The following is a 12658-nucleotide window of genomic DNA, read 5'->3' on the forward strand; positions in this document are numbered from 1 at the left end:
TATCATACCCCTCCTTCTTTAAAAACGCATTCATTCCAATGATCATTAACAACACCGATAGCTTGCAAATAAGCATACACAATCGTACTCCCAACAAATTTAAATCCTCTTTTTTTCAAATCTTTACTAATTTGATCAGATAGTGCTGTTGACGTTTGTCGATACGATTCATCAGGAATATCATTATTGATGACTGTACCATGCGTAAACGACCAAATATAGGCATCAAACGAACCAAATTCTTGTTGTACCAATTGAAATGCTTGTGCATTCGTACGCAGTGATTCAATTTTTAAGCGGTGTTTAATGATTGCTTCTTCTTGCATCAACAACTCTAACTGGCTATCTGAATATTGTGCAATTTTATCGTAGTCAAACCCATCTAACACCTTACGCATACCGTCACGTCGTTTTAAAATAATATGCCAACTTAGACCGGCTTGCATGCCTTCTAAAATTAGCATTTCAAATAGCAATTGATCGTCGTGTACGGCTTTTCCCCACTCGGTATCATGATAGTGCTGATCTAAATCATGATGGAGCGCCCAAGAACATCGTTTCATTACACACCTCGAAAGTGAAAATCAAATATATTTTATCACATTTTAAAACATAAAAGTGCACTTCTTTTTGAAATATCATTTTATTCCTTTTTTTATGATAAAATGCTGGTCAACCGCTTTTTTTTAAGATAAAATGTTGAAAATAAATAGAAAAAGAGGTAGTTCACATGGGTAAATTTGTCATTTTAGATCATCCGCTAATTCAACATAAGTTAACAATGATTCGTCAAAAAAATTGTGGTACAAAAGTGTTCCGTGAAGTTGTCGACGAAATTTCAATGTTAATGGCTTATGAAGTATCACGCGATTTACCACTTGAAGATGTGGAAATTGAAACACCAATGACAAAGACAATTCAAAAAACATTGTCTGGTAAAAAAGTGGCCGTTATTCCTATCTTACGTGCTGGTTTAGGTATGGTAGATGGTATTCTCGAATTAATTCCAGCTGCTAAAGTAGGTCATGTCGGTATGTATCGTGACCATGATACATTAGAACCTGTCGAATACTTTGTGAAATTACCAAGTGATATTGCAGAACGCCAATTATTTGTTGTGGATCCGATGTTAGCCACAGGTGGATCTGCAGTTGCCGCAATTGATGCCTTAATTAAACGCGGTGCTCACCCTAGCTCAATCAAATTTGTTTGTTTAGTTGCTGCACCAGAAGGTGTTGCGGTATTAAAACAAGCCCATCCAGAGATTGACATTTACACAGCGTGCCTAGATGAACGCTTAAATGAAAATGGCTACATTATGCCAGGTTTAGGCGATGCCGGTGACCGCTTATTCGGAACAAAATAAAACACGCAAACACCAACTGTAACGACAATTACAGTTGGTATTTTTGTTTTTCTAAACGTTTAAAGGCTACTACACATTAAGGTATCCTCCACTAAAGACAATCCCAATCAAAAACACGAGCATAAGCGTTCAACTCATGCTCGTGTTCATTTCATCATATCACTTTAAGACGATTATTTTTTCCACACTGGGTAGTATTGACCCGGTGCAACTTCATTTAATTTAGCAATAACATCTTCGCTTTGGAATAATTCTACCACTTTTTTGTATGTGGCATTGTCAACATCTTTACCGTTTACAGCAATAATGTTGTAACGATCTTGTGGAATTGTATCTAGATGATCACCATCTGTAAAAATGTGATCAGCTACTTTTAACCCAGCGTCATGTGCCATTGAACCATTTACCGCAGCAGCATCAACATCTTGTAATAAACGTGGTGCTTGTGCAGATTCTGCTTCAATCAATTTAATGTTTTTAGGATTTTCTACAACATCTTGAAGATTTGATTTTAAGCTTCCGCCATCTTTTAACTTAATGACACCAGCTGTCTGTAACGCCACTAACGCACGACCTTGAATAGCTACCTCACTCGGCACTAAAATTGTTGCCCCTTCTGGTAACTCACTTAATGATTTGTATTTTGTTGAGAAGTAGTATAACGGCACGATAAACGTTGTTCCGATTTCTTTAATATCTGTTTTATGATCTTTATTCCATTGCGCTAAATATTGACGGTGTTGGAAAGCATTCATTTGTAAAGAACCTTCAGCTAACGCCGTATTCGGTTGCACGTAATCACTAAATGTTACCACTTGTAAATCAATATTTTCTGCTTTCGCTTTTTCGGCAACATATTCCCAAACCGATTGCATTTGTGAACCCGTCACCCCGATTTTCACGACTTCAGGTGCTTTTGTTGTCGTTGTTTGTTGTGTTGTTGTCGCTTGCCCACAGGCAGCTAATGCAAAAATACTTGCAACTAATGTTAATAATTTTTTCATATTTTCCTCCATTATAGACGCATCGTTCATTTTAAATAGCGTACACTCTAACGCCATTCCAACGATACAAATTTAATTTATTTTCCTATTTTTCATAAACTTTAATGCTGACACATCATTAACCAATTCATTTTTAATCAACCTATCTTACGAATAGTTGACACCATCATTAAACCTATCGCTATCCGTCTCCTTTATGATCAATTACACAAAACCTATACACGAAAACCATTTAAACAAAAAACCCTTGAACAAGCCTAAGCTTGTTCAAGGGCGTCAATAACGCGGTACCACCTTGATTTGATCAATGATCCTCTAACTAAAGTACGTACAATTGTAGTATACTTCGAAGCTATATCGGGCTTACCCGTAGAAACCTAACTATCGATTTCTAACACTCCAAGACCATTTTCAAAGCTTTTTCCTTGTTCTCTTCCACCAACCGAGAACTCTCTAAAAAGTTGCCACTTTTACTTTTCTTTTCATCGTGTACGTTTATGTTAAGGATAGTATAATCAACGTTTTTTTATTTGTCAACATTGTTTTTCATAAAAATAACCACAGAGTAAATTATAGAATTAAGTTAGCCAATGATAAAAAAAACATCTCATAGAATATACTTTTAGTAACAACAAAAAAAGGATACTACAAGATGCAAGAACACTATAACACAAAAGGCAAACACGCTAGAAAAAAGCGTTATTTCATTGAAACATAAAAAGATAGTGACTAACCGCACCATCTTTTATTAACTGTTTGTCATAAAAATTTATCTTCTGTTTTAAAAATTTCTATTTTCTACTGACTCAACGTTTTTCTTTTCTTTATTCACGCGATGCTTTTTCCATGCTTTTTTCGATCCACGCTGTAAATCTTTATTCAATTTATATTCTTGATAATCCGCAACAAATAATAAATCCAAATTATAATTTTTAGGATACAAATCTTTGGATTGTCTTAATAACTGCAAGCGACGTAATGGCACTTTATACATCTGTTTATCGACAAATACCCATCCATCATGTGACATGGTTTCTTGTTCGTAAAAAATAGCCTCTTTATTCAATGAACCGACAAATACAATATCTCCTTTAGAAAATGGTACTTCTTTTTTATCTTCCGGAATAGCTATTTCATTACCGATCCAATTCATTTTAGGTATTTGAAACTGTCCATTTGTGACATGTTGCTTCGCCTGTAAAATAATGTGATTTGGTATTTTCATTTTTTCAGCTACCCAAAACGCGCGGCTTTCTCCAATGGTTTGCATTAACATTTGATATTTAGGTGTTAGTGTTTCTTCATCAAATTGCATAGACGCTGTTTCAAAATACGGATTTTTCACGGCATAGTCTTTTATTTCACTATAATGTGTCGTCACCAACAATAATAATTGACGTGTAAATAATTCGTTTAATATGGCAATCGATAATGCCGTGCCTTCTTTTGGATCTGTTCCTGTTCCAATTTCATCTAGTAACACTAACGAATGTTTCGTAGCATTTTCTAAAATATATGCGATAGTCGACATTTCACTCGAAAAAGTGCTCAATGAGTGATGTATTGTTTGATGATCGCCAATCGATACAAAAATATGATCCATAATAGCAATATGACTACCTTCATCACACGGAATCAATAAACCGTACATTGTCATAGCGGTTAATAAGCCTACCGTCTTTAATACAACCGTTTTTCCACCCGCATTAACACCGGTAATCACTAATCCTAAATAATTTTTTCCCAGTTCAATAGTCAACGGAACAAATGGTGTTATCATAGGATGCCGTGCATTTTTAAGTGAAATAATATTGTCTTTATTGACAGATACACGTTGACCGCCATAGGTTAGTGCATATTTAGCACGTGCAAAGACAACATCTAATTGCACCATAATTTCAGCATTTTGGACATGAACATGTAAATAATCAAAAATTGTACTCGTTAATTCAGATAACAAACGATATTCAATATCTTGTTCTTGATAAATCAATTGTATTTTTTCTTCAACATACTTAGTCACACCCACTGGTTCAATATACGTCGTTAAACCTTTAACCGATTCTTCAACAATCGTTCCTGGCACTTTATTTTTGAAAGAACTTTTAATTGGAATAGTTGGTCGTCCATTTTTTTCAATAACAAGCGCCTCTTGTAAATATTCTTTATATGCCGGATTTTTTACGGCTTTTCCCATACTTTTTGAGATTTCTTTGTTCAATAAATCTAAACGTTGACGAACTTTGTTTAATTCACGACTAGCAGTAGATAACACTTGCGTTTTAGACACCGTTTCATAAATTGCCGTTTCTACATGCTCTAACGTCTTTAACCCTTGCGCATATCGATTTAAAGTAGGTGCAAGACTTTGCCACTTTTTAAAAAATTGCATCAATAATCGAACACCACGTAAAAAATCAGCGTATTCAACTAACTCTTCTGGTGTTAGAATATATCCCATTTCAATTTTTTTCATCAATCCTTCAAACGTATCTAACGATAAAAAAGGGACATGTAATTTATGTTGTAATATTTGATACGCTTCATAAGTTTCATCTAATCTTTTATTGACTATTTTTAAATCGGATGACGGTTTCATTGAATGAATAAAACGTTTCCCAGAAGCTGATAGCGCATTTCTTTCAACATTATTTATAACATTCTCAATATCAAGGTTCTGCCAAGTATTCAAATTTTTCTCCAAATTTCATCAACTCTTTTCCTAAAATTTTAAAGGCCAAAGTATATGATTACGTTCACCAACGATACAAAAAAAGCATCTCATAGGATATACTTTTAGTAACAACACAAAAAGGATACTACGAGATGCACTATTACTATATCACAAAACGTAAACACATGACAGAAAAAGTACCTAATTTCAGCAAAAAACAAAAAAACGGTGACAACATCAATAGTAAAACTATCAGATTATAAACGCGAAATAATCAGCAATCACCAAACCAATAGCCGTTACTCACAACGAAGTAACGGCTATTGAATACTGAATACCTTATGCCCTACATAAAGCGACTGATTAACGATTATAATTTGAGAAAAATTACAAAAATTAAATCAATACCCACCTATTGTTCAGCAGGTCGTGAAAAATTACTAATTTCTTTTTGTACGCGTGCGATAAACTCATCTACACTTAATGTTAATGTCTCTTTTGATCCGTAACGACGAACGGTTACTGTATCATTTGCCATTTCATCATCACCAACAACTAATTGATACGGTACTTTTTGCATTTGTGAAGCGCGGATTTTATAACCCATTTTTTCATAGCGTAAATCTAAGTCAATGCGCATACCAATACGTTGTAGACGTTGTGTTAATTGTTGTGCGTATTGTGCATGAATATCAAAGTTAACTGGAATAACAGTTGCTTGAACTGGTGCTAACCATGTTGGGAATGCACCTTTATACTCTTCAATTAAATACGCCACAAAACGTTCCATTGTGGATACGACACCACGGTGAATCACGACTGGACGATGTGTATTTTCGCCATCTTCACCAACGTATGTTAAATCAAAACGTTCTGGTAATAAGAAGTCCAACTGAATGGTTGACATTGTTTCTTCAATACCCATTGCTGTTTTAAATTGAACGTCTAATTTTGGCCCGTAGAAAGCGGCTTCTCCTGTTGCTTCAAAATACTCTAATCCAAACTCATCCATTGCTTCTTTAAGCATTGATTCTGCTTTATTCCACATTGCGTCATCGTCAAAGTATTTTTCTTTATCTTCTGGATCACGATAACTTAAACGGAAGCGATAATCTTTAATATTAAAGTCTTCGTATACCGCAACAATCAATTCTAACACACGTTTAAATTCGTCTTTAATTTGATCAGGACGAACGAAAATATGCGCGTCATTTAATGTCATTTCACGCACACGTTGTAAACCAGATAAAGCTCCTGATTTTTCATAACGGTGCATCATCCCTAATTCAGCAATACGAATTGGTAATTCACGATAGGAATGAATGTCATTTTTGTAGACCATCATATGATGCGGACAGTTCATTGGGCGTAACACTAACATTTCGCCATCACCCATATCCATTGGTGGAAACATGTCTTCATGATAGTGATCCCAGTGACCAGATGTTTTATATAAATCAACATTTGCCATGACTGGTGTATATACGTGTTGATAGCCTAAACTAATTTCACGATCGGTAATGTAACGTTCAATAGTACGACGAATGGTTGCGCCTTTTGGTAACCAGAACGGTAAACCAGAACCGACTTCTTGAGAAATCATAAATAAGTCTAATTCTTTACCTAATTTACGGTGATCACGTTCTTTAGCTTCTTGACGCATTTTCATAAATTCTGCCAAGTCTTTTTTATCAAAAAATGCTGTTCCATAAACACGTTGCATCATTTTATTGTTCGCGTTCCCGCGCCAATAAGCACCCGCTAATGAAAGCAATTTAAATACTTGGATACGTCCTGTTGATGGCACGTGAACACCACGACATAAATCCACAAAATCTTCTTGTTGATAAACGGTGATAATTTCACTTTCTGGTAATGCTGTAATCAACTCAACTTTATATGGATCGTCTGCAAATAAGTCCAACGCTTCTTGGCGAGTCACTTCACGACGAACGATTGGATGATTTTCTTTCACAATCTTCATCATCTCAGCTTCAACTTTTGGTAATTCTTCTTCAGTTAATTGATTTGGCATATCCGTATCGTAATAAAATCCAGAAGCAATAGCTGGACCAACACCAAAATGAATATCTGGATATAGACGGCGTAAAGCATGCGCTAATAAATGCGCACTAGAATGACGCAATACACTTAGTGCATCTTCATGATCTGGAGTAACCAACTCAATGCTACCGTCTTGCGTTAACTCGCGGTTGTGGTCAATCAATTCTCCATTATATTTTGCCGCTAACATTTTTTTAGCTAAACCATTGCTAATTGAAGCAGCGATGTCGTGTGGTGTTGTACCGCTTTCGTATTCACGGACTGCACCATCTGGAAATGTAACTTTAATCATATAATCCTCCTTATTTTCGATAATAAAAACAAAAGTCCCATGAAACGCATGGTGCGCTTCATGGGACGTCAAATAAACGTGGTTCCACCCAACTTTAGATACTACTAACGTATCTACTTTAGTGTTATAACGTTACAACCGGCTATTTTTCAAAATAGCTTTTCAAAAGTGGTAACTGCATAGGGCAATGAATTGTCTCACCAAACCAATTCTCTCTAAAAATGACCGCTACACAATCGTGTCTTTATCATCAAATTTATTTTACTCTTATTAAACCATTATTCATATAGATTTTCAAGTAGATTCTTAACTTTTCGTTAATTCGGCTTTGCTTTAACGTTTTAATCGTATAACTTACCTTCAAAGTAGTTGTTATCTGCCGCTTTTTCTAATCGATTCATCAGCGCAATACCAATACCTGATTTTTCATACGCTTGCGCTAAAATCACATCTACATCAGATTTATCAAAAAAACGTAAACCGTCATATAAAAACTTAGAAGCACTATGTGTATCTTCAATACCACCTAAACTATAGGTTTTATACGCGCGATTTTCATAACACTCAACTAAATTTTCATCGGCTAAAATACCAATTTTTAATTGCTCTTTTTGGAAATACGCACACGCTTTATCCCAAAGATCCGGATGTTGCGAGTCAATTAAATAAATCGGTTGACGTGGTGCATAATGCTTATATTTCATACCCGGAGCCATTGGGACATCGCTTGGATTTGTTTCCTGCTTAATATTTTCCAATATAGGAAAACACGCCAAGTCCTCCAACGTAATAGCACCCGGACGTAAAATGACTAACCCATTTGGATGAGTTGCATCAACCACCGTTGATTCAATACCAATTTTAGCATTTTCGCCATATAAAACACCTTCAATTTTCCCAAAAAAGTCATCCAGCACATGCGCAGCACGTGTCGGACTTGGTTTACCAGATGTATTAGCGCTAGGTCCCACAATTGGAAAGCCGACTTTTTCAATTAACTCTAATGTTAAAGCCGTATTTGGCATGCGCAATGCCACTGTATCACGATTGGCATGTAACGAAGGGGCAAAGGCAGTAGCATTAATACCACAAATAACGGTCAAAGGACCTGGCCAAAAGCGTTCGATTAGGGCATCCAAATAAGGCACTTTATCAACAATATACCCATCAATGTCTTTTGAAGCAACGTGTACAATTAATGGATTATCACTCGGTCTGCCTTTAACCGCGTACACTTGTTTAACGGCATCATCATTGTTGGCAATAGCGCCTAAGCCATATACCGTTTCTGTTGGAAAGGCAACTACCGCTCCATTTTTCAATAATTCAACTGCTGTATCTAAACGTTCGGGTGTAATTAACTTTGTTGTCGTCATAATTTCTCCTACTCTATAATGACAAGTCTATCCAGTTGTGCATAATCTTTTATCACACGTACACTCTTTTTTGGAAAATAAAACTGTGATAACCGTCGAATATCATTTGCCTGAGAAAAACCAATTTCTAAAACAATAATACCATCCTTAGATAAATAGTCATTGGCTTGATGCAATATTTTTTCATAAATGGCTAAACCGTTATCTTTTGCAAATAACGCTAAATGTGGTTCATGCATTAACACACTTTCATCCATAAGGTGCTGCTCAGATTCACTAATATACGGTGGGTTGCTGACAATAATATCAAACGTTCCTAAACGTTCATCCACTCCATCAAAAACGTCACTTTCCACACAATGCACACCAGCACCTAACTGTTGTGCATTACATTTAGCAACTTGTAACGCCGTTTTAGAAATATCCGTAATAGTCACATTATCTTTTTTAGATTCTAACGCTAGAGTGACACCAATTGCACCACTGCCCGTTCCAATATCAACGATATTTAAAGGGCGTTGTTTACGTCGGCTAATGTGCAACACTTCTTCGACAAGCAATTCTGTTTCTGGTCGAGGAATTAACACTTGTGGATTGACTGTAAAACACCGCCCATAAAACCATTCGCACCCAACAATGTATTGTAACGGTTCTCCCGAAACAAGTCGCTCAACATCTTTTTCAAATTGCTTTTGATGCTCTGGTGTAGCCAACTTCTGTGCGTGTAAAATAAAATCTGTCTTATTCCAGCCCAATCGATCACATAGCAATCGTTCAAACAAATCGCTACGTATGTTAGCATACATTTGTTGCGCACTCTGCAACACGTCAATATAGCGATTATTGTTCGCCATTGTTTAATTGCTCCAATTTTTGTGTTTGATCGTATAACACTAATGCATCAACCACTTCATCTAATTTACCATTTAAAATTTGGTCTAATTTTTGAATAGTTAAACCAATACGATGATCGGTTACACGGTTTTGTGGGAAGTTATACGTACGAATCCGTTCCGAACGATCTCCCGTCCCAACTGCCGATTTACGATTAGCATCATACTCAGATTGTGCTTCTTGTGAAATTTGGTCATACACACGTGCTCGCAACACTTTCATCGCTTTTTCACGGTTTTTCAACTGTGAACGCTCATCTTGCATCGCCACAACAATTCCCGTTGGCAAGTGCGTTAAACGAACAGCCGATGCCGTTTTGTTGACGTGCTGACCACCCGCACCACTAGCATGATAAATATCGACACGAATATCTTTTTCTTGAATATCCACTTCGACTTCTTCCGCTTCAGGCATAACAACAACCGTTGCTGTTGACGTATGCACACGCCCTTGTGATTCCGTTTCCGGTACACGTTGCACACGATGCGCACCACTTTCATATTTCAATTTTGAAAAGACTTTATCACCCGTAATCATAAGCGTAATTTCTTTATATCCACCAATACCCGTAATGTTTGCATCCATCACTTCCACACGCCAGCCTTGTGCAACAGCGTATTTTTGATACATATTAAACAAACTTCCCGCAAACAACGCCGCCTCATCTCCACCAGCAGCACCACGAATTTCCATGATAATATTTTTGCCATCGTTTGGATCGGTTGGCAACATCATAATTTTAATGTCTTCTTCCAATTGCTCTTTTTCTTTTTTCAAATCCGACAACTCTTCTTTTGCCATCTCCGCCATTTCGGCATCTAAACTTTCTCCAAGCAATTCTTGAGTATCCGCAATCCCTTGAACAACCGCCTTATAACGTTTATACGTCGCCACTTTTTCGCGTAAATTCGCTTCCTCTTTCGTCAACTCCATAAAACGCTTCGTATCGCCAATTACCTCCGGGTCACTCATCAACTCCGATAATTCTTCATATCGAATAATTAAACTTTCTAACTGATCAAACATGTCTTTCTCCTTGCTGTGTTATTATCTCATCACTTAATCTATTGTTTTTCTAAACATCACTGCCCTTAAAACACAGTAAAATTCAACATTTATTTATCGCTCATTAGCACCTATTCAGTAATATCATGCATCACGCATTAAAATAAACAATTAATTTCACCACAATCATAACTTTAGTCTAATGGGTTTTTGTAATGTTTACGACAAACTGGAAAATAGGATTCGTTCCCACCAATTTGAATTTGTTCACCATGATATACCGGTCTTCCTTCATGCATACGCAAATTCATTGTCGCTTTTTTATGACAATACCAGCAAATCGTTTTCATCTCTTCAATTTTATCGGCTTGAAGCAATAAATGCATTGAACCTTCAAACAACTCATTTCTAAAATCGTTTTTCAAGCCAAACGCCATAACCGGAATATCCAATTCATCAACAATGCGTGCCAATTGCAACACATGTTCTTTTTTCAAAAATTGTGCCTCATCGATTAGGACACATGCCGGTTTTGGCAAACGAGAAATCGTTTCAAATACGTTCATATTATCTGTAATCGCAATGGCTTGACGACGCAACCCAATTCGACTAGATACATACCCGATTTCATCTCTATCATCAATCGCACTTGTCATAATGACAACCGGCTTATCTTGTTCTTCATAATTATGCGCCACTTTTAAAATTTCAATCGTTTTACCTGAATTCATTGCGCCATATCTAAAAAATAATTGTGCCATTTCTTATCTACTCCAAATCTTACTCTATTGCCTTTGCAATCCTTGCATATTATACCACATCACACACCAAAAAACTGCTTAAAAAAGCAGTTCTTCATCTATCTATCGTCGTTTTTTGAAACGAAAAGCATCGGTCAAATACAAAGCACCTATCCCTAAAATCGATCCAAAACTATCCAGTAGGACGTCTTCTAATAACGGTGTACGATTAGGCGTTAAACTTTGATGAAACTCATCAAATGCGGCATAAAACACACACAATAGCAAACTCACTAACAGTGCCGTTTTTTTATCACGTATTTTTCCGGATAATGCATATAGCCAACTATACCCTAAAATAAAATAGGTACTAAAGTGGGCGAATTTTCGTATAAAAAATTCGACAAATTCAAAATAACCCAATTCCCGCACACTAATGAGTTGCCCCGCATATAAAAATTCAATATGGCGCAATTCACTTTCAAACGGTTTAAAATGTAGCGTTTGTCGCAATAGCGGTATAGCGGTTTGTTGCTCGTAAGGTTGTGACGATGAAATAAATAAAAGCACCATAATACCAATCGCCACTAAAATGGCAATGTTTTCTTTTTGTTTCTTTTTCACAAATTCTCCTATATAAAACAACTATCGTTATCAACGATAACGATAGTCTCATTTAATCATTTAATAATCGGCTACGCTCTTTACTGGATAAATAACGTGAGCGTGTTGTTAAAATCCATTTTGGTTTCACGAATGCAATAATTAAAACGAAACAAATGCTAGATATCGCATAAAATAAAATATCCAACATAGATAACGGTACATTATCACTCACTAAACGCATCACTGCAATAATACTTGCTGATAACAATTGTGCTGCCACAACATTTGTTTCCACAACCTTAATTTTTTTATTGTTTAAATTACGGTGAATGTTTTTAGAAAATACACCAATAATAACACCAGTATTCAACAAGGTAAAATGCGTCAAATAGGCTAATGCGTCCCATTGCCCTGTTTTTAAATAACTTCCCAACAACACCATCACACTAATCACAAGCACAATTCGCATAGCAAATACGAAACCGTGTCGAACAGAAATCAAAACAACCACAAATAGAGGTAATACAATAGATGATACGGGCATATTTAAAAATAATCCACCAAGTGCTAAAACAGAACCGATGACACTTGCCCAAAAAGCTTCAAATAAAACACCTTTTAACTTCATATGTTCTCC

At 36.2% G+C, this 12658-nt stretch carries 11 protein-coding genes and 2 other annotated features; of the genes, 1 reads left to right on the forward strand and 10 read right to left on the reverse strand.

Annotation, left to right across the window (positions count from 1 at the left end; translation table 11 throughout):
• Window positions 1–2: 2 nt before the first annotated feature.
• Entirely contained in the window at window positions 3–563 is a 561-nt protein-coding gene (locus tag J7S27_05310; GenBank protein ID QTU82715.1) for a DNA-3-methyladenine glycosylase I, read from the reverse strand.
• 167 nt (window positions 564–730) lie between these two features.
• On the opposite strand from J7S27_05310, the gene upp reads away from it, so the two are divergent.
• Window positions 731–1366: a uracil phosphoribosyltransferase gene (gene upp, locus J7S27_05315; GenBank protein QTU82716.1), complete on the forward strand. Its 636-nt coding sequence runs from the start codon at window positions 731–733 to the stop codon at window positions 1364–1366.
• Window positions 1367–1539: 173 nt separating this feature from the next.
• Here the strand turns inward: upp and J7S27_05320 are convergent, their stop codons facing one another.
• From J7S27_05320 to J7S27_05360, 9 genes are all read right to left on the reverse strand, one after another.
• On the reverse strand, window positions 1540–2370 hold the full coding sequence (locus J7S27_05320) for a methionine ABC transporter substrate-binding protein (protein ID QTU82717.1): 831 nt from the start codon (window positions 2368–2370) through the stop codon (window positions 1540–1542).
• Window positions 2371–2636: 266 nt separating this feature from the next.
• Window positions 2637–2865 (reverse strand) — a binding site (T-box leader).
• Window positions 2866–3151: 286 nt separating this feature from the next.
• The gene (locus tag J7S27_05325; protein QTU82718.1) at window positions 3152–5062 is read right to left on the reverse strand and encodes a hypothetical protein; all 1911 of its coding nucleotides are present in this window, start codon (window positions 5060–5062) and stop codon (window positions 3152–3154) included.
• Between the two features lie 394 nt (window positions 5063–5456).
• A complete protein-coding gene (gene thrS / locus J7S27_05330) occupies window positions 5457–7400 on the reverse strand; it encodes a threonine--tRNA ligase (GenBank protein QTU82719.1) in 1944 nt (647 codons plus the stop codon).
• A 58-nt stretch (window positions 7401–7458) separates the two neighbouring features.
• Window positions 7459–7660 (reverse strand) — a binding site (T-box leader).
• 81 nt (window positions 7661–7741) lie between these two features.
• Window positions 7742–8776, reverse strand: coding sequence for a threonylcarbamoyl-AMP synthase (locus J7S27_05335; GenBank protein ID QTU82720.1), 1035 nt, complete (start codon window positions 8774–8776; stop codon window positions 7742–7744).
• A gap of 8 nt (window positions 8777–8784) precedes the next feature.
• The gene (prmC, locus tag J7S27_05340) at window positions 8785–9630 is read right to left on the reverse strand and encodes a peptide chain release factor N(5)-glutamine methyltransferase (GenBank protein QTU82721.1); all 846 of its coding nucleotides are present in this window, start codon (window positions 9628–9630) and stop codon (window positions 8785–8787) included.
• Window positions 9617–10696: a peptide chain release factor 1 gene (prfA, locus tag J7S27_05345; GenBank protein ID QTU82722.1), complete on the reverse strand. Its 1080-nt coding sequence runs from the start codon at window positions 10694–10696 to the stop codon at window positions 9617–9619. The genes prmC and prfA overlap by 14 nt, the downstream gene beginning before the upstream one ends.
• Window positions 10697–10869: 173 nt before the next feature.
• Complete coding sequence (locus tag J7S27_05350) at window positions 10870–11436, reverse strand: thymidine kinase (protein QTU82723.1); 567 nt, start codon at window positions 11434–11436, stop codon at window positions 10870–10872.
• A 102-nt stretch (window positions 11437–11538) separates the two neighbouring features.
• Window positions 11539–12039, reverse strand: a complete 501-nt coding sequence (locus tag J7S27_05355) for a VanZ family protein (GenBank protein QTU82724.1) — start codon at window positions 12037–12039, stop codon at window positions 11539–11541.
• Between the two features lie 52 nt (window positions 12040–12091).
• Complete coding sequence (locus tag J7S27_05360; protein QTU82725.1) at window positions 12092–12649, reverse strand: hypothetical protein; 558 nt, start codon at window positions 12647–12649, stop codon at window positions 12092–12094.
• Window positions 12650–12658: the final 9 nt, after the last annotated feature.

It is taken from the genome of Carnobacteriaceae bacterium zg-C25 (assembly GCA_017945845.1).
In the GTDB taxonomy this organism is placed as follows: domain Bacteria; phylum Bacillota; class Bacilli; order Lactobacillales; family Aerococcaceae; genus WM01.

What these genes read in the sequence shown, in the direction of transcription:
- J7S27_05350 (QTU82723.1), bottom strand. Translation starts at nt 11,436, where the DNA reads ATGGCACAATTATTTTTTAGATATGGCGCAATGAATTCAGGTAAAACG.
- J7S27_05360 (QTU82725.1), bottom strand. Translation starts at nt 12,649, where the DNA reads ATGAAGTTAAAAGGTGTTTTATTTGAAGCTTTTTGGGCAAGTGTCATC.
- upp (QTU82716.1), top strand. Translation starts at nt 731, where the DNA reads ATGGGTAAATTTGTCATTTTAGATCATCCGCTAATTCAACATAAGTTA.
- thrS (QTU82719.1), bottom strand. Translation starts at nt 7,400, where the DNA reads ATGATTAAAGTTACATTTCCAGATGGTGCAGTCCGTGAATACGAAAGC.
- J7S27_05310 (QTU82715.1), bottom strand. Translation starts at nt 563, where the DNA reads ATGAAACGATGTTCTTGGGCGCTCCATCATGATTTAGATCAGCACTAT.
- J7S27_05320 (QTU82717.1), bottom strand. Translation starts at nt 2,370, where the DNA reads ATGAAAAAATTATTAACATTAGTTGCAAGTATTTTTGCATTAGCTGCC.
- J7S27_05335 (QTU82720.1), bottom strand. Translation starts at nt 8,776, where the DNA reads ATGACGACAACAAAGTTAATTACACCCGAACGTTTAGATACAGCAGTT.
- prmC (QTU82721.1), bottom strand. Translation starts at nt 9,630, where the DNA reads ATGGCGAACAATAATCGCTATATTGACGTGTTGCAGAGTGCGCAACAA.
- prfA (QTU82722.1), bottom strand. Translation starts at nt 10,696, where the DNA reads ATGTTTGATCAGTTAGAAAGTTTAATTATTCGATATGAAGAATTATCG.